Origin of the sequence: Dickeya fangzhongdai (assembly GCF_002812485.1) — a bacterium.
Taxonomy (GTDB): Bacteria; Pseudomonadota; Gammaproteobacteria; order Enterobacterales; family Enterobacteriaceae; genus Dickeya; species Dickeya fangzhongdai.
This window is the reverse complement of record NZ_CP025003.1, coordinates 2,262,974-2,281,628: the sequence shown is the minus strand read 5'-3', so window position 1 is coordinate 2,281,628 and position 18,655 is coordinate 2,262,974. Positions and strand designations below refer to the sequence as shown.

The following is an 18,655-nucleotide window of genomic DNA, read 5'->3' as shown; positions in this document are numbered from 1 at the left end:
TTTTCCGACAGCGTATCTCCCGACATTGACCAATTATTCTTTATCACGCCAGATGCCCCCTTCTCTTCGCCATCCACCGCCAGGATTTAGTTCGCTGCCGCAACCGTAGCTGCATTTATTCGCCGATCCACCCGCCGAAATCACGCTTAACATAGCGATTTCCCAGACTGGGCCGGTAACAACGACGATATTGCGGATGCTGCCGTGCGGTACAAAAGAAAAAGCCTGCTGTAGCAGGCTTTTTCCATTTTCAAACCAACGCAACTACGACGCCAGCGGCGCAGCATCGCCACCAAACCCGCGCAGCCCGACCACGTGCACATGTTCGTGGTTCTGGAACACTTTTCGCACCAGTTTGTAAGTGGTGCCTTTTTCCGGGCTGATGTTCTCCGGCGCCGCGATAATCAGCTGCATTTCCAGCCGTTCGCACAGTTCGAACAAGGTGGCGATGGACTTGGCGTCCAAACGCGCCGCTTCGTCGAGGAACAGCAGACGGCACGGCGAAATATCCTTGCCGCGCAGGCGACGGGACTCTTCTTCCCAGCTCTGCACCACCATCACCAGAATCGACATCCCGGTACCGATAGCTTCACCGGTGGACAGCGCCCCGCTCTCGGCCCGCAGCCAGCCGTCGGCGCCGCGGTTGACTTCCACTTCCATCTCCAGATAGTTGCGGTAATCCAGCAGTTCTTCGCCGATGGTCTGCGGCGTGCGCTGCCCCATATCGATTTCCGGGTTCAGGCGCTGATACAGCTTCGCCAACGCTTCGGAGAAGGTCAGGCGGGTGCTGTTGAACAGGTCCTGATGCAGTTCCTGCTGCTCGGACAGCACATTAAGCAGCGTGGTGTGAGTTTCGCGTACGTTGACATTCAGCCGCACGCTCTTCACCTGACCGAACGCTACCGCCTGTAGCCCCTGATTAAGCATACGGATACGGTTCTGCTCGCGCTGAATAGTCTTGCGGATAATGTTCGCCACGCTGCGTGAACTGATCGCCAGCGTCTTCTCGCGGGCAGTCAGTTCTTCGGTCAGCCGGTTCAGCTCAATCTCCATCTGTTCGATGGCTTCCACCGGGTCATCGGTACGGATGATATCCTGACGGATACGCTCGCGCAGATGCTGGTACACCGCAATGTAGAACTGCACTTTGCGTTCCGGCCGTTTCGGATCTTCCGACATACGCAGCACATCGCGCAGATGCTCGTTGTCCGCCACCGCCTGACGCAACGCCCCCAGCGCCTTATCCGACATAGAACGCAGTTCGTCGCCGCTCATGTACGCCAATTCACGGCGATGCAGACGGCGCTCGACGCCATTGTCTTTCACCAGCCGCATCACCGCGCACCAGCCCGCCTTGGCGGTCACCACCTGCTCGCGCATGACGTGGTAATCGCGCTCCAGCTTGCGCAGTTTCTTCTGCAGGCCGTCCATTTCCGCTTCACAGAAGGTGATCTGTTTCTCCAGTTGATTACGGCGGGAACGGTTGGCGCTCAGGGCGGCGTGCAGTTCATCGCGACGCGTACGAGCGCGTGCTTCGGCGTCCGCATCGGCGCGCACGCCGATGTCCGACAGTTCCTGCGTCAGTTCCTTCAGCATGTCGCGTTTGGCGTCGGAAGAGCTCTTCAGCGACGCCTGCAACTGGCTGTACTGCGTCAGTTGCGCCTGCTGCTGGCGCAGTTGTTCGCGGGCGCGGGTACGTTCCTGCTCCGCCTGCTCCAGCCGCTGACGCAGTTTATCGTTGAGATCGGCGTTGGCGTTGAGCATGCCCGCCGAATCGGTGTAACTGAAATGGGCGCGACGTTGTACCACCTCAGTCAGGGCGAACGCCTGCTGTTTGGCGGCACGCTGCGCCGCCTGCGCCTGCGCGTAATCTTCGCGCATCTGTTCATGTTGCTGCGGGTCGTTCTGCAACACCGCCGCCAGCGGCTCCAGTTTCACCAACGAAGCACCATGCTGCTGCATAAAGCGCGCGGCGTCTTCGGCTTCGTCCAACTCTTCACGCAGTTCTTCCACCCGATCGGCCAGCGCATCATCACACAGCAGGCTGATGCGCGGGATCAGGCGGTTTAACATACCGACCTGCTCTTTCGCTTGTTCATACTGCTGACGCTGCTGCTGGTTTTCGCTATCGAAATTGCTGATGGCGCGCTCCAGCTCGCCGCGTCGGGTGCTGATCTGGCGAATTTCCGCTTCCGGATCCGATTCGAATACCACCGCCAGGTGGCTGCCGATAAAGCGGCTGAACGCCTGATGCAGACGCTGAATCTTCTGCACGTCAAACGACAGCGTGGCGTACTGCTCGGCCAGTTGCTCGCGCTCTTCACGCAAGCTCTCCAGCCGCTGCTCGCGGGCGGCGCGGCCGAAAAGCGGCACTTCCGGGAAGCGCGAGTAGCGCCACTGGCGCTCGGCGATTTTCACCACCACCGCTTTTTCCAGCTCTTCCACCTCGAACACGCTGTCGTCGAACGACTGCGGATCCCCCTCGATCAGGTAGAGATCTTCCGGGCAATCGTCCAGACCGGCCAGTTGCTCGCGCACCAGCGACAGATCCGCCACCACGATGGCGTGGCGCGACGGACCGTATAACGCGGAGAAATACGGCGCGTCATCCAACGTGACGTCGTCATAGATTTCGGATAGCAGCACCCCGCCAAACCGTTCCGCCAGCGCGTTAAGGCGCGGATCTTCGGAACCGCCTGGCTGGCTCAGGCGCTCAATCTGCGCATCCACCTGCTGCTTGCGTACCGCGACGCGGTCGCGTTCCACCGTGGTTTCACGTTCGCGCTCCAGCAGTTGCTGCATGAATTCGGTGACCTGCTGACTGTCGGCAAAGTTTTCGCCGCTCTGTTCGCCAAGCTGGGTCAGGGCTTCCTGCGCCGCCAGCCATACCGGCGCGCGGGCGGTCAGTTGCGCGATACGCTGCTGGATCTGCTCCAGTTCCTGACGCAGCGCCAGACGATGCTCGCCGGCTTCCGACACGCGGACAGACAGGTCTTCGATACGGGCTTCCAGCTCCTGCTGCAGGCTGTCGAGATCTTCCGGCTGGTAATCCTGACCGCTGCGCTTGACGAACTCCTGCAACAGACGCTCGGCGTCCTGCTGCTCGCGCCGGCGTTGTTCCAGTTCCGACAACCGCATACGCAGCGGCTGCACCTGCTCGGCCAGATAGCGCTGAGAAGAGCTGTCGCGCAGCACATCGCGGGCCACGTCCCAGGCTTCGCTGCGGCTGATGGCGCCGGCGATGCGGCACACCAGTTGGTACGCGTGTTCGAACTGGCTGTTGGCGGCGTCCGCCACGCTCAGTTTCTGCTCCAGCATCAACAGCAGTTCGGTGGCTTCCTGCTCTTTAGCCTGGAAACTGTCGAGCCATTCATCGGCATTGTCCGGCGTCAGTTCCGGCACTTGACACAATCTGCGGGCGCGCTCCAGCGCCTGCTGCGCCTGATTGTACTGAATGGCGCGCGTCTGCTGCACATCCAGCGCCTGCTGGTAGTCGGCCAGTTGGCTTTTCAGTTCGTCCACTTCCTGCTCGGCGGCGTCGGCGCGGGCTTCGCTCTCTTCCAACTGATCGCGCGCCTCTTCCACCACCTCGTTTTGCTCTTCCAGCCGGTAGCTCAGTTCTTCCAGATCGGCGTTGTAACGTTCGATCTTCTCCTGCTGACGCATCGCGGTCTGCACCAGATTGAGGTGATCGCTGGCGGCCTGATAATCGGTTTCCAGATCGCTTTCAGCGCCGCTCTGCTCTTGCAGTTCCCGCGCCATTTCCACATGACGGGTCTGCTCGGTGATCAACTGCTTGCGGCTGGCGAACAATTCGCGACGCAGCGCCAGCGAGCCGTCCAGATGGATGCGCCGTTCATTGGCGTGGCGCATGTAATCCGCCGCCACGTAAGAGGTGGCTTCGGAAATCAGGTGCTTGAACAGGTCACGGTCCGACTGGGTGACGCGAATCGCCTCCAGCGTCATGCGGTTTTCGCGCAGCGCGGCTTCCATGTCCTGGAAAGCTTTACGCACCCCGCTGTTTTCCGGCAGCAGGTAGTCGCGCAGCGACCGGGTGATGGCGCTGGAAATCCCGCCGTACAGCGAGGCTTCGATCAGGCGATAGAACTTGCTGCGGTCCGATGCCGAACGCAGGCGCCGCGGCACGACGCCGAGATCGAACATCAGCGAATGGTAATCGGTGATGGAGTTGAACTGCTTGAACTGGACGCTTTCGTACTCGTCGAGCCGGTCTTTCACTTCCTGCAGCGACAACACCCGCGCCTGACGATCGCCCACCGTCTGGGTGAGGATCTGCGTCGGCGAGACGGCGACCGGCAGCCCCTGAATGGTGAAGGGTTTGATGTCGACCTTGCGGTCGCGCCCGGCGACCTGCTGCAGCCGGACCCCGACCAGCACGCGCTGATGGCGCGAATTGACCACATCCAGCACCGAGTAACACACGCCGGCGCGCAGCTTGCCGTGCAGCCCCTTGTCGCGGGAGCCGCTGGTGGCGCCCGCTTCCGTGGTATTACGGAAGTGCAGCAGCGTCAGGTCCGGGATCAGCGCGGTGATAAACGCCGCCATGGTAGTGGATTTCCCGGCGCCGTTGCCCCCGGACAGGGTGGTCACCAGTTCGTCCAGATCAAAGGTGCGGGCAAAGAAACCGTTCCAGTTAACCAGCGTCAGTGAGCGAAATTTACCGCGTTCAATCATTCCTGTTCATCCTCAGCACGTTGGTCATCACTGGAAGCGTTATCGCCGGCGCCGTCGCCATCATCGCTATCGTCCAGCGACAGGCTGCCATCAACCGGCATGGCTTCGCCGTCGCGAATCATCCGCAGTTGTGCTTCGCGCGGATCGTCGCCGCTGCGCACATCGGCGCCGAAGCGGAACACCGCCTCGGTAATGCGGAATTTGCTGCTGTCGGTCCCCATGAAATAAATCATGCCGAGACGGCGTAGACGGTTGAGCGAGGTGCGGACTTTCTCCTGCAGTTTCTGCCGGTCGAGGTCCGACCCAGTGGAACGCTGGTTCACCAGCTTCAGCAGTTTGTTTTCGTCCGCCAGGCTCAGCAGTTCCTCGTACAGTTCCTGCTGGCTGAAAATCCCCTCGTGCGCCAGACGTTCCGGGCTGAGGTAGAGGTAGCAAAGGATCTTGCCCACCATCATGTCCAGCTCGGACAGCACCGAGCGCGGGATCAGCGTGGTGGAGCGCGGCCGCAGGTAGAAAAAGCCTTCCGGCGCGCGAATCAGCTCCACGTTGTAACGGCCGTAGAATTGTTCCAGCTCATCCTGAAAATCCATCAGGAAAACGTGATTCTCCAGCTCCTCCACGCCAATGTGGCGCCCGGCGCGCAACTGGCTGTCCAGCGCCGGAAACAATGTGTTGGAGAGCGCGGTCATCAGCCGCGCACAAACGTGTTGATCAATATTTATCGATGACATGGGCCTGCACCTTGGCTCCGTAATCATTGATTGCCTGCCACAGCGCAGGCAATCCAGTGAAATCAGCTTCGGCCACGCCCAGGCGAACCGCCTGGTCGACCACGATTCGGGCAACGTCGAAATGCTGCGAGCGCGGATACTGCGTCAGGTACTCCCGCACTACGTCGCCCAGATTAAGCGGTATTTGTTGCTGTTTGTATTTTTGCAGCGCCTGCTCGATCATCGCGGCGATCTGCTCACGGATTTCGCTAAAGGCTTCATACTCCAAATCCGGCGGCAATTCGCCGGTGACTTCCTCGGAACGCAGCGCCAGCTCTTCATCGCGCATATCCAGCAGACGATCGGCATTGGCGTAGGTCAGCGCCCACGGCGCCTCGAAATAGCTCTGTACCGACTGGCGCAAACGCTGGGAAAACACGCGATTTTTATCCATATCGATGGCGGTACGGATGAATTTATGTACGTGACGGTCATAGCCGATCCACAGGTCGATGCTCTGCTGACCCCAGCTAATGATGCGATCGAGTTTGCCCTGCAGGTCGAAGACCAGATTGTCGACAAACGACAGCGCCGCCTGACCGAGCGTGGCGTCCTGAATACGCAGCAGGCTGGTCTGTAGCTTGTCGCCCGCCGCTTCCAGCGTGTCCTGCAATTCCCGCAGGGTATCGGAAGTCTCGGTCAACAGCTTTTCACAGCTGGAAATCGCAGCGCGCCAGTCCTGATTGAGCAGCCCGGCGATATTCTCTTTCACCCCTTGTTGCTGCTCATCCATCACCCGCTGCGACAGGTCGATGCTGTCGAAAATCTCCGCCACCGAATACTTGAGCGGCGCGAAAACATTGCGATGCCAATGGAACTCGTCGCCGCCCTCTTCCGCCGCTTCCGCCGCTCGTCCCAGCTCCTGTGCCACGATCGACAACTGCATCGACAGGCGCAGTGCGGAAAACTCGCGCTGACGAATGTAATAGTCGGTGATGCCGATACCCAGCGGCGTCAGGCGATAAATAGCGTTGCCGTCCGCCAGTTCGCTGGTAAAACGGTTGATCAACCGCTGACGCACCAGATCGTTGATCGCATTATTGGCGCGCACCGGAATGGTTTCATTGGTCTGCTCAAAACCCTTGCTGACGTGACGGAAGGCGTCCACCAGTTCCCCTTCGCTCATTTCGCCGTCCATGCGCTCGCCGTTCAGGGTGGCGATAGCCAGCAAAAACGCCAGACGCTCGGTGGGCAGCGTAATGGCGAAGTCATTTTTTCTCGCCCAGGCAACCAGTTCGGGTACGGTCTGGGAAAAATCACTCATAATGCATCCTTCATAGGGGGCTTGTGCGCCATGACATGCTTGTGTGCCATAACATGCTTGTGTGCCATAACATGGATGTAGCGCCCCAGGCTGACAAAGGGTTCCTGCCGGCAGTAACGCTGTTCCAGCGCCAGCAGCAGATCAAAATCGTCAATCTGTTGTTGCTTGTTCTGTAGGTAGTCATGAAACACCCGTATGCCGGTCTTACCGTTCAGCTGTAGCCCCAGTTCGGCGAGCCACTGATAGACCTGCGGCGGGTCAAGCGGGTGATCCGGCGACAGCGAACGGCGTTTGCGCTTGGGCATGCCGGCGTCCACATAGCCGAAATTGCCCAGCACCATGTTACGCATCACCAACGCCTGATGGTTGTAAAACATCAGCGACAGCGCGCCGCCCGGCGCCAGACAGTCGGTCAACGCACGCAGCGCCTGCTGCGGCTCCGCCACCCACTCCAGCACGGCGTGAAACAGCACCAGATCCACCGGCTGTGACAAATGCGCGCCGACATCCTGCGCGGCGCACCGCACGAAGCGCATATTATCAGCCACCCCCGCTTCCTGCGCCGCCTCACGGGCGCGCGCAATCATCTCATCGGACAGGTCGCACAACAACACCTGATGCCCCAACGCGGCCAGACGACGGGACATCGGCCCTTCGCCGCCGCCTGCATCCAGAATACGCAGCGGTTGCGACGGCAGGCGCGTCAACAAGATTTCCAGATCCTGCCACAATACCGCCTGACGCAGCCGCCCTTTGGTGGTGCCATAAATGTTTCGGGCAAATTTGTCAGCGATATCGTTAAAATTACGATCCTGCATTCCACGGTTCCGCATGATGGGTGACTGCACTACCTAAACAACTGGTTTTTCTCTGAACCTGACATTCTGTCACAGGCTGGCCTAGAATAAATGGTCTGAACGCCTATTTTCGCCCGTATGGCGTTTTTTCATTCAAAAGGGACGCTATTTTATGCTGTTTGCCGTCAAAAAATACATCGGTAGTCTGTTGCTTCCGCTACCGCTGCTGATGCTGGTGATGGGGCTTGCCCTCGCCCTGCTGTGGTTTTCCCGTTGGCAGAAAACCGCCCGGATCCTGCTGACCGGCGGCTGGCTGGCGTTGCTGTTGCTGAGTCTGCAGCCGGTGGCCGATCGGCTGCTGTTGCCGCTGGAGTCCCGCTATCCGACCTGGACGCCGGATTTCCCCATGGCGAATTACATCGTGGTGCTGGGCGGCGGTTACACCTTCAACCCGGACTGGCCCCCCAGCGCCAACCTGATCAACAACAGTCTGGCGCGCGTCACCGAAGGCATCAGGCTATGGCGCGCCAACCCTGGCTCCAAGCTGATCTTCACCGGCGCAGCCGCGCAGGGCAATCCGGTTACCAGCGCCAGCACCTCCGCCCGCGTCGCCGAAAGCCTGGGCGTCCCAGCACAGGATATCCTGTTGGTGGATCAGGCGCGCGACACCGAAGAAGAGGCGGCCGGAACCGAAGCGCTGGTCGGCAAACAGCCGTTCCTGTTGGTGACGTCCGCCAATCATCTGCCTCGCGCCATCTACTTTTTCCAGGCGCGCGGGCTGCACCCGATCCCGGCGCCGGCCAACCAGTTAGCCATCACTTCGCCGCTTAATCCATGGGAACGGGTATTTCCGTCCGCACTTTATCTGTCGCACAGCGAGCGCGCCTGGTATGAAGGATTGGGTCTGATCTGGCAACAAATGAAAGGCGTTACTCCGCCGCCGGAATCCTGATACCTGTACGCGGGTGATCAAGGATCGCCCGCGTCGCCGATTATTCCAGCCAGGGCAGTAATTCGCGGGTCGCGGTATCGAACAACGGGCGGTCCAACTGGCCGGTGTGGATGTAGCGGGAAACCGCGGCCCACAGGATGTACAGCCAGCGGCGGCAGACGAAGGATTCGGCCAGCGGCGCCTGCTTCAGGTAGTGGTAAAACAGTTGTTCCGGCATGCCCGACTCTTCACATAAACGGAACAGGTCGTACTCACGCGGCGCCCACAGCATCATGCCGGGATTGATCATCGCCAGCAGTTGATCGCTGCGCGGATCTTTCAGCATGCTGCGCAGGGTCAGGTTGCCGTGCACCAGCACGCAATTGTCATCGAAATCCGCAAACAGCGCGGGCAGGCTCTGCCGGGATCGGTACAGTACGGCGCGATCCTGCTGCGTCAGCTGCGCGGCGTTGACGTTCATCAGCGTAGCCCACAGCACTTCCAGCCGCTGGCGATACCAGTTCGGCCAGCTGTTGTCCTGCGTGCTGTCCACCGTGCCGACGCAGCCGTGGCTATCGATACGATGCCACGCCAGCATGCTTTCGACGATCTGGTCCATCAGCAGCGTCCAACGCTGAGGCGAACGGGACGGCGCTTCCACCGACACGCCGCGCAAACGCTCGATAAGCAGCAGCTCTTTGTAAGGGGACTGATGGGTCATCACCATCCCGTAGACCGTCGGCAGCCTGACTTCGCCTTCCCGGGCCAGCATGGTCAGCTTGTAGGCTTCCTGTCCGGCAATCCCCTGACAGATATAACTTTTCGCCAGCAACGGCATGGCATTGCCCGCGCGGTCATACAAAGCATACAGATGCGCATAGGGTTGTTCACTGATGCGTTCAAGACGGCTGAGCGACTCGCCCAGCACCGTACTCAACTCGGCTTTTAACAGTTCCATAGGCGATAAGATCTCGCTGTTACAGGCACGCTCTTGCACTTATCATGCGAGCAGCACACAACAATTTCCCCAATACAGATCAAAGAAAACAGGATATGTAGCGACGCATGTCGGTTAACGAAAGGCGGAATTAAGCATAGACAGCGCGCCCACGCTGCAATTGCCGTCGTCATCGGCAAAAAAATGCCCGCCGAAGCGGGCATCTGTTACGTCATCGAGCGGCTTCTCCGATGAACACCGCGGATAGCAGCATTTTCGCCGCTTATTTCAGCTCAAACGCGCCCAGATCCGGTGCAGCGCCTTTATAGGCGATCTTGACATCGCCGCCTTTGTCGATCATCCAGCTGTCTGACGCCAGACGCAGGTGCTTCAGCACCGGCAGACTACCGTCAGCCTGACGCGCCGCATCCCAGCCGGTGGTGGACACGCTCTGGAATTCAGAATCGGAAATCACGTTGCTGAAGTTCCAGGAGTTGTAACGCATGTTGGCGCCATCGGTATAAGCCAGCGATTGCGAACGTGCGGCATAAGAGATGTTGTTACGCAGCGTGCCCAACGCGATGGCGTTACCGCTCGCATCGATGCCCCGCATGCTGTAATTGACGGTATTTTTGAACGACGTATTGTTGAAGAAATCATTCGCCACCGGGTGATGGTTAGCATAGAAACCCGCGGCTTTATTCAGGAACGCCACCGAGTTCCGCACGATGTGTTTCGGCGCATTGCTCACGTACTGCGCGCCGTAACCCCCGGCTTTGAAACCGTTGCCGTTACCAGCGGGCAGCGACGTGGTAGTACCCGGCAGGTAGCCGTGCGACCAGGCCCAGGAGTTCTCAATCGTTACCGATGAGTAGGCGTTGATCAGGTCAAAGCCGTCATCCGAGTTGGCCCAGGCGCGGCAGCCGCTGAAAATGTTGCCCGGCATATTGGCGGCAATGTGCGCGCCGAAACCATCGCCACTCTGGCCGGCGCCATTGGAGGTCAGCGGGTCATAGTTGTGATGAGAATCGGTGTTGAGTACGGTATTGTTGGCTCCATTCTTTAAAAACAGCCCGGTCCCCATGATGTGGTGAATATTGAGTTGTTCGAAACGGTTGTTGCTGCCGTTAATCCACACCCCCCAGGATTCGTGGTTCTTGTTGTTATTTTGCGGCACCCCTTTGATTTCCAACCCTTTGAGGGTAACCCAGCTGGCTACTACGTTAAATCCTTTAACGCGGCAATCATCTTTCATCTGGCTGAAATCAAACACCGGCGTTTCGCCGGTATAAGCCACATATTCGATACGGCTACCCGAAGTACCACTCTTATTCAGGGTAATGGCGTTCACGATATCCGTCTGGCTGGCGCAGCTGTTAATTCCGGCGGTGAAGGTGTAGGTTCCGCCGCGGACCCACAGGCGGTCGCCGGGAGAGAGGGTCTGCTGCGCGCGGGCAAAAGACTTCCAGGGTGCGCTTTTGCTGCCGCTGGCTGAATCACTGCCATTCGGCGCCAGATAATATTCGGCGGCCAGACTTTGTGCTGCCGTCCCGGCTAATACGCATCCAATTATTGCGGGTAAAAATTTTTTATTCACTTTCATTGTGTCACTCCATCCTTAAGTAAAACAAAACCCAGAGCATTTACCGCCATCGGATAAATGCCGACCAATAATAAGTCATGATTAACAATTGTGCACCTGCGGCACAGGTTTTTATTATTCCTGCTAATAAATTTATTAATTAAGCTATACCATTTGTGGCATAACAATAGCGGCGAGTGATTAGCGTATTTCCCGGCTTTAGTGATAGCCGATAATCTGCGGGATAAAAAAAAGCGTATACGCCAACAACGCATACGCTTATCGAAAAGATTCGCGGAGAGCCGGAATCAGGCTGCCGACATCACCGCTCTGACACGCGCCAGATCTTCAGGCGTGTCCACCCCGACGCTCGGCACTTCTTTGGCGACGGCCACATGGATTTTCTCGCCGTACCAGAGCACGCGCAGTTGCTCCAGCATTTCGATTTTCTCCAACTGGCTGGGCGCCCAGCCGACATAGCGGCGAATAAATCCGGCACGGTAGGCATAAATACCAATATGGCGCAGGAAATGATCGCCAATAGCATCACGGGATTCGGCAAAACGGTCCCGCTCCCACGGAATGGTGGCGCGCGAGAAGTAAAGCGCATACCCTTCGGCATCCGTCACCACTTTTACCGCGTTCGGATTGAACGCTTCTTCACACGTGGTAATCGGCACCGCCAGCGTAGCCATACCTGCACGACTGCCGGCCAGATTGTCCGCTACCTGGCGGATGATCACCGGTGGAATCAGCGGCTCATCGCCCTGCACGTTGACGATAATTTCATCATCGGCAAAACCGTAACGGTCGATAACCTCGGCCAGTCGTTCGGTGCCGGAGTTATGATCCGGGCTGGTCAGGCAAACTTCACCTCCCGCCAGTTCAATGGCGCGGGCGACATCCGCGTGATCGGTTGCCACCACTACACGGCTGGCGCCAGACTCGCGGGCGCGTTCCATCACGTGTACCACCATCGGCTTGCCATGAATATCCGCCAGCGGCTTGCCCGGCAACCGGGTGGAGGCATAGCGGGCGGGAATAATTGCAGTAAACGTCATTGTGCGATCTCATCCGGCGCCAGCGTACGGGCTTCATTTTCCAGCAGGACAGGAATGCCGTCCCGCACCGGGTAAGCCAGCCCTTCGATTTTGCAAATCAGTTCCTGCTTTTCTTTGTCAAAAATCAGCCGCCCGTTACACACTGGACAAGCCACGATTTCAAGCAAACGATGATCCATGCTTCCTCCATCAAGAAGCGATTATCAAAAATATAGCCGGTCACCCGGTTTCCGTCTGGCGCGACACGCAATGCGTATCAATCAGGCGCGTCAGACGCTGTAACAGTAATGCCGATTCTGGCGCTGACAATACAGCGTCAACCGGCAGATACCACCAGTTGGCGCGAGCAAAGACGCGACATTTCACCGCATCCTTTTCCGTCATGATCAGGGGCTGCCGGTCATTGTCGGTCAGCGCCTGTAATTCTTCCGGTTGCCAGTGCTGATGGTCGACAAACGCCACTTCACGCACCAGCGTACTTCCCAGCGCTTTCAGCGTAGCAAAGAAGCGCGGTGGATGACCGATCCCCGCCATGGCGACCAGCGAAGGCAATGTTGATACCGGGCGGCGTTCTCCGGTCAGCAGATTAACCGCGTCCCCTGCCGTGAGCTGCATGGCGATTTCACCGCTTTTCGCCTCGCCGCCATTCACAATGACAGCGTCAACCGAACTCAGGCGCGAGGCTCGTTCCCGCATCGGCCCGGCTGGCAGCCACCAGCCATTGCCAAAGCGGCGCACGCCATCCACCACCACCAGTTCCATATCCCGCGCCAGCGCGTAATGCTGCAGGCCATCATCGGTCACGATTACGTCCAGCGGCTGATGAGCCAGCAATGCCGCTACCGCGTCACACCGTTTGGGCGCCACGGCGACCGGCGCGCCGGTGCGCTGATAAATCAGCACCGGCTCATCGCCGGCCTGAGCGGAGGTCACCTCATCGGTGACCCGCAGCGGATAGCGCTCCGTCTTACCACCATAACCACGCGATACCACCCCAACGCGATATCCCTGCTGTTGCAACTGCTCTACCAGCCAAATCACCACCGGTGTTTTGCCGTTGCCGCCGGCGGTCAGGTTACCCACCACGACCACCGGCACTGGTGCTCGCCACACCCTGCGCCAGCCGTAACGGTAACTCAGCCGGATAAGATGACTGATCAGGCCATAGAGCAACGACAGCGGCAGCAACAGCCGGTACAGCGGGGAGCGCCCCGACCAGATGCGATCAATCATGCGCCAAACTGCAGTTTATGCAGTTGGGCATACGCCCCGTTTCGGGCCAGCAACTCACCGTGCTGACCGCGTTCGATGATCTGCCCATCTTCCACCACCAGAATTTCGTCCGCCTTCTCAATGGTGGACAACCGGTGGGCGATCACCAATGCGGTACGGTTTTTCTGCAATTCGTCCAGCGCCGCCTGAATGGCGCGCTCCGACTCGGTATCCAGCGCCGAGGTGGCCTCATCCAGCACCAGAATCGGGCAATCGCGCAACAGGGCGCGGGCAATCGCGATACGCTGACGCTGGCCGCCGGACAGCAGCACGCCGTTTTCGCCGATCACCGTATCCAGGCCCTGCTCCAGCTTGCCGATGAAATCCATCGCATGCGCCATTTTGGCGGCGCGCTCAATATCCTCACGGCTATAGCGGTCACCGCAGGCATAAGCGATATTGTTGGCAATCGTATCATTGAACAGGTGGACATTCTGGGACACCAACGCAACCTGGCTACGCAATGACGGCAATGTGTAATCGCGCAGGTCGTGCCCATCCAGCAAAATCTCACCGGACTGAATATCGTAAAACCGGGTGATGAGGTTGGCGATAGTCGATTTACCTGAACCGGAACGCCCTACCAGCGCCACCGTTTTTCCCGGCGGAATATGCAGGCTGATATTTTTCAGCGCCAGCGTTTCTTTGCCCGGATAAGCGAAGTTGACGCCACGGAACTCGATGTCGCCCTTAGCATGTTCCAGTACACGTGTGCCGGTATCTTTTTCCTGCTCCATATCCAGAATGGTGAACAGGGTCTGGCAGGCCGCCATACCGCGCTGGAACTGGGCGTTGACGTTGGTGAGCGACTTAAGCGGGCGCATCAGGGTAAACATGGAAGAGAACACCACCGTGATTGTGCCGGCGGTCAGGGTTGCCATTACCGCCGGGAAACTGGCGGCGTACAGTACAAATGCCAGCGCCAGCGAGGCAATCAGCTGGACTACCGGATCAGAAATGGAGGATGCCGATACCATCTTCATGCCTTGTTGGCGCATGCGATTGCTGACCGCGTCGAAACGCTCCACTTCCACGGTTTGTCCGCCGAAAATCAGCACTTCTTTGTGCCCTTTCAACATTTGCTCGGCGCTGGTCGTCACCTGCCCCATGGTGTTCTGCATGTTTTTGCTGATGCTGCGAAAACGTTTGGACACCACGCGCATACTGTAGGAAACAATCGGCGCGATCAGCACCAGAATCAGCGACAACTGCCAGCTGTACCAGAACATCAGCACGAACAGGCCAATGATGGAGGCCCCTTCCCGCACCACGGTCACCAGCGCGTTTGACGAAGAGGCAGCCACCTGCTCGGAATCATAGGTAATACGTGACAACAACGTACCGGTAGACTGCTGATCGAAGAAGGAAACCGGCATCCCCATGATGTGGCTGAACAGACGACGACGCATGTTCATCACCACTTTGCCCGATACCCAGGCCACACAATAACTGGAAATATAGCTGGAGATACCGCGCATAATCATCAGTCCGATGATAGCCAGCGGCATCCACACCAGCACGCTGCGGTCGGCCTTACCGAATCCGTCATCCAGCAGCGGCTTAAGCAGGGACAGCATCAGCGTATCGCCGGCGGCGTTAACCACCAGCGCCACCGCCGCGACCGCAAGCCCGGCCTTATAAGGGGTGATCATCGGCCATAGGCGACGAAACGTCTGCCACGTGGAGAGATCTTTATCATTAATCATGCAATAAACCTGAGCCTTTGATAAATAGCCGTCTATTATTACTCATTATCCCGGTAAGCGCCAAACCACTGATGGTACCAGCGAGGGGATATTTCACCCCGGTAGCGCAACATTTCGATGCCTTCGTCGAAAAAACGCACACTCAGCTGTCCGTCGCTGGCGGTATCGCGCCAGCGATCTCCCCCCTGACGGTAACGACGCACCACGCCGACAGCCGGTAAACGCCACGGATTGTATCGGGAGTTGGACGACAACGCCTGCCCCGCCCCCACCGCCCGTAAAAATGGCGGCGATGATGACGTGGTACTGCCATGATGCGGCACCTGCAGAATATCCGCCGCCAGCATTTCGCGTTGCGTACGCAGCAGTATGGCTTCATCTTCACGCTCCAGATCGCCCGTCAGCAGAACCCGATAGCGTCCATCGTCCACCCGCACCACGCAGGAGTCGTGATTACCGGCTTCGCGCACCCGCAACGGCGGCCAGATGACGCTGAACGTCAACCCTTGCCAGCGCCATCGTTCGCCTTGTATGCAAGGTCGGTGCCCCGACTCAAGCAACGGGCTGTATACCGGGACATGCGGAAACGCGCGCTGTAATGCCTCCAGTCCGCCGCGGTGATCCAGATGGCTGTGACTGAGAATGATGCCCTCCAGCAGCAATCCCCGCCATTTAAGATAAGGCAGGATTTCACGATCGGCCATGTTGCCGCCGTCCCAGCCGGGACCGGTATCATACAGCCAGGCTTTGCCCTGTCGTTCAATCACCACCGCCAATCCGTGACCGACATCCAGCATGTCAACCCGCCACGACGGCGCGGGCGATTTGGGGCGCAGCAGCATCACCAGTACCAGCGCCAGCAGGCTGAAGGGATAAGTTCGCCACCAGGCGAAACGCCAGACGATCACCGCCAGCCATCCCGCCATACTGTAAGGCACCGCACTTTCGCCCAGCGACAACCAGCCCGGCGGCATAGCCTGCAACGGCAGGAAAACCAGCGCCAGTGAACGATCGGCCAGCCACCACAGGCCTTGCGCCGCCACCGGGATGACCATCATCGGCAACGCCAGCAGAATCAATGGCGTTGTAATAAACGATACCAACGGCACCGCCCACAGATTGGCCGGCAACGAACTCAGGCTGACGCCGTGAAACAGCAACACTTGCAGCGGCATCAGCAACAGTGTGATTCCCGTCTGCAAATGCAATCCGCGTAGCCATACCCAACGTTTGGGCCGTTGCAGATGCGGCGGTAGCGGCGCCCACTGGTACCAGAAAATCAGCGCTGCGACCGCCAGCGCGGAGAGCCAGAAACTGTCCGACAACACGCTCAGTGGGTCACTAACCAGAATCAACGCCACACACCATAGCCATACTTGCCACGATGAAACCGATACGCCGCGTATCCTTAGCCACGTCCAGCATGATAACGCCAGCGCAGCTCTTACCGCCGGCGGGTTTCCTCCGGCCAGCCAGACGTATCCCCAGGCGCAGCACAACCCACACCACAACGGCGCGCGATGTTCTACCCAATGAACCGGCAACAGATATTGCACCGCACGCACCACGCCCCAGCCAGACAATGCCGCCAGCACGATATGTAGCCCCGATATCGCCATCAGGTGCATGATTCCGGTTTGCCGAAGCACGTCGAGGATGTCATCCTCCACCAGTGTCATCTCACCGATCGCCAACGCCAGTATGATCGATCGCCACGGCAATGACCGCGTTTGCCGTTCCGCCTGTTCAACCAGACGCTGGCGCAAACCGCATTCTGGCGTCAGCACCGAGGCAGAGAGTATCCGCCCGGTCAATGGCTGCGCCTTAGCCAGCGCCCAACGCTGACGGTCAAAACCGCCCTCGTTCAACCGGCTGTGCACCGGACGTAACCGCAACCGGACTTCCCACTGCTGCCCGCCGCACCAGTCCGCCATCTGCGGCTGTGCATCCAGCCGCGCATAGAGCGGCGGGAACACCCAACGCCCGTTGATCTCCCACAACCGCACCACGACCTGCCCGGCATCCGCCTGCGCAAATCGGACGCTACTGACGCCAACCCTTGCCGTCACCGGTCGCAGGGTAAACTGATCCACCTGATTCAGTATCGCCCGGCCACTGTAGAGGCTCCAAATCACCCCAAGCACCACCAGGCCGACCGGATAAAAGCGCGTCTTAAGCAGCCACAGCGCAGGCAGCCCCCACATCAGAGAACGTCTATCCGGCAAATCCGGCAATATCAGCAACAGCAACGGGCCCGCTATCAACGTCGCCGCCAGTTGGTTCAATGAAATTCTGATGGTTTGTCCCTTACCATTTATCGCCGAATTTCCGGCGGTCATCCTGCTGGGACGCAGTGTGCCAACCCATGAACGTTAGCGAAAGCAACGCATGACAACCCCGGAATCGGCTACGCAAACAACCGCAACGGTTGCAATCCATTGCAACAACAATGCGAAGCGGCATGAGCGCGACAACAGCCCGCCGACTCTCGCCTTGACAAGCAGAAGTGGCTCATTGAATGGTATGCCTCAGGCCACGTCTGACGGTTTATGGTTAATCGTGGCGTAAGCAGGGATATGCCACGGATTATTAGTGAAAAACGAAAATTGGCGAAAAACGAAAGGAAACATTGGCACATGACGGCTAAAAACAGGATTTTCATCATCAGCGTATTGGCGTTGTCAGCCTGCGCGATGACGCCGCGCAACGAACCGGCCGATACCGCCTTCCAGCATGTGGCGCGCGCCGCCAACGAGTGCACCACTGATTTACTGGCGCAGGTAAGGCACCTCGACGGGAAATACCGGGTAATGACGCGGTATTACATCAAAAACCAGACTATCGACACCACCGGCGGCAAGGTCATCGACACACAAGTGCGGGAGATCCCCGCCATCAACGCAGACGCGCTGGATAAAGGCGAGACAGGCAGCGCATGGCGCGACTGCATGATGCAGAGAAACGCGCTGGCGCCGGAAATCGTGATGAGTCAGTCATAGTCGGGCTGCCTGAATAGTCACACCGCCCCAAAAAGCATCAGGGCCGGAAACCGGCCCTGAACGTCAGTGAAATTATTTCGCCTCCACCGGCGGTTTGATTTCACCCATTTCCTTGATTTTACGGGACAGCTCGCGGCGCTCTTTCGACAGTTCCGCGTTTTTGATGATGTATTCATCCACGCGGTCCTCATAGTCGCTACGCATGTTGGCGATAATGTTCTGGATATCTTCAATCGACATACCCGGTTTGATGTACTCGCTCAGGTTATCCAGCAGCAGCACACGTTTCTGGTTATCGCGGATTTTCTTTTCATTATCCGCAATTTCACGCTGCAGCTTGTTCTTGCGACGGAACATACGCACGAATTCCAGTACATCCTGGAAACATGGCTTAGTGTTACCCTTCTCCATTTTTCTACCCTTACTTAACGATCAAAATTCGTTATGCGGAGACCGCGTTACTCCAGGCTGTATCCCGCAATAATGCGCATCCTCCTCCACCCTGATAACAATCGTTGCTTTGATAACACTGTGTGAGCGATACCAGCGACGCGCATCATTGCGGAACATAGACTAACCATACAGGTTAGCCACTATCGTCGACAAGGTGGTTTTCCCATATCGCCGATGCAATCGTTGTC

15 protein-coding genes are annotated in these 18,655 nt (G+C 58.3%); 2 read left to right on the top strand and 13 right to left on the bottom strand.

Annotation, left to right across the window (positions count from 1 at the left end; translation table 11 throughout):
* Positions 1-33 precede the first annotated feature (33 nt).
* The 5 genes from CVE23_RS22735 to cmoM are packed head-to-tail and all read right to left on the bottom strand — an operon-like array spanning position 34 to position 7,547.
* Positions 34-264 (bottom strand): hypothetical protein, encoded by a 231-nt coding sequence (locus CVE23_RS22735; RefSeq protein WP_145958419.1) that lies wholly within the window; start codon positions 262-264, stop codon positions 34-36.
* Positions 265-4,695, bottom strand: a complete 4,431-nt coding sequence (mukB, locus tag CVE23_RS10290; RefSeq protein ID WP_100849474.1) for a chromosome partition protein MukB — start codon at positions 4,693-4,695, stop codon at positions 265-267.
* Complete coding sequence (gene mukE, locus CVE23_RS10285; protein ID WP_038918894.1) at positions 4,692-5,426, bottom strand: chromosome partition protein MukE; 735 nt, start codon at positions 5,424-5,426, stop codon at positions 4,692-4,694. Before mukE ends, mukB begins: the two co-directional genes overlap by 4 nt.
* On the bottom strand, positions 5,407-6,729 hold the full coding sequence (gene mukF / locus CVE23_RS10280) for a chromosome partition protein MukF (protein WP_038659203.1): 1,323 nt from the start codon (positions 6,727-6,729) through the stop codon (positions 5,407-5,409). The genes mukE and mukF overlap by 20 nt, the downstream gene beginning before the upstream one ends.
* Entirely contained in the window at positions 6,726-7,547 is an 822-nt protein-coding gene (gene cmoM, locus CVE23_RS10275) for a tRNA uridine 5-oxyacetic acid(34) methyltransferase CmoM (RefSeq protein WP_038659206.1), read from the bottom strand. Before cmoM ends, mukF begins: the two co-directional genes overlap by 4 nt.
* Before the next feature lie 151 nt (positions 7,548-7,698).
* Between cmoM and elyC the strand changes: the two genes are divergently transcribed.
* Entirely contained in the window at positions 7,699-8,478 is a 780-nt protein-coding gene (gene elyC / locus CVE23_RS10270; RefSeq protein WP_100849473.1) for an envelope biogenesis factor ElyC, read from the top strand.
* Positions 8,479-8,518: 40 nt separating this feature from the next.
* On the opposite strand, the gene CVE23_RS10265 is transcribed toward elyC, so the two are convergent.
* The 7 genes from CVE23_RS10265 to CVE23_RS10235 form a co-directional block, all read right to left on the bottom strand.
* Entirely contained in the window at positions 8,519-9,415 is an 897-nt protein-coding gene (locus tag CVE23_RS10265) for a YcbJ family phosphotransferase (RefSeq protein ID WP_100849472.1), read from the bottom strand.
* Positions 9,416-9,677: 262 nt separating this feature from the next.
* Complete coding sequence (gene pelN, locus CVE23_RS10260; RefSeq protein ID WP_100849471.1) at positions 9,678-10,997, bottom strand: pectate lyase PelN; 1,320 nt, start codon at positions 10,995-10,997, stop codon at positions 9,678-9,680.
* A gap of 287 nt (positions 10,998-11,284) precedes the next feature.
* Positions 11,285-12,037, bottom strand: coding sequence for a 3-deoxy-manno-octulosonate cytidylyltransferase (gene kdsB, locus CVE23_RS10255; RefSeq protein WP_038659216.1), 753 nt, complete (start codon positions 12,035-12,037; stop codon positions 11,285-11,287).
* Positions 12,034-12,216, bottom strand: a complete 183-nt coding sequence (locus CVE23_RS10250) for a Trm112 family protein (RefSeq protein WP_013317752.1) — start codon at positions 12,214-12,216, stop codon at positions 12,034-12,036. Before CVE23_RS10250 ends, kdsB begins: the two co-directional genes overlap by 4 nt.
* Positions 12,217-12,256: 40 nt before the next feature.
* A complete protein-coding gene (gene lpxK, locus CVE23_RS10245) occupies positions 12,257-13,270 on the bottom strand; it encodes a tetraacyldisaccharide 4'-kinase (protein ID WP_100849470.1) in 1,014 nt (337 codons plus the stop codon).
* A complete protein-coding gene (gene msbA / locus CVE23_RS10240; RefSeq protein WP_038659221.1) occupies positions 13,267-15,015 on the bottom strand; it encodes a lipid A ABC transporter ATP-binding protein/permease MsbA in 1,749 nt (582 codons plus the stop codon). The genes lpxK and msbA overlap by 4 nt, the downstream gene beginning before the upstream one ends.
* 38 nt (positions 15,016-15,053) lie before the next feature.
* Positions 15,054-17,354, bottom strand: a complete 2,301-nt coding sequence (locus tag CVE23_RS10235; protein ID WP_100849469.1) for a ComEC family protein — start codon at positions 17,352-17,354, stop codon at positions 15,054-15,056.
* A 297-nt stretch (positions 17,355-17,651) separates the two neighbouring features.
* Here CVE23_RS10235 and CVE23_RS10230 point away from each other — a divergent pair, with 297 nt between their 5' ends.
* The gene (locus CVE23_RS10230) at positions 17,652-18,014 is read left to right on the top strand and encodes a hypothetical protein (protein ID WP_100849468.1); all 363 of its coding nucleotides are present in this window, start codon (positions 17,652-17,654) and stop codon (positions 18,012-18,014) included.
* A 72-nt stretch (positions 18,015-18,086) separates the two neighbouring features.
* Here CVE23_RS10230 and CVE23_RS10225 read toward each other — a convergent pair whose 3' ends face one another.
* Complete coding sequence (locus CVE23_RS10225; protein WP_013317748.1) at positions 18,087-18,425, bottom strand: DUF496 family protein; 339 nt, start codon at positions 18,423-18,425, stop codon at positions 18,087-18,089.
* Positions 18,426-18,655: the final 230 nt, after the last annotated feature.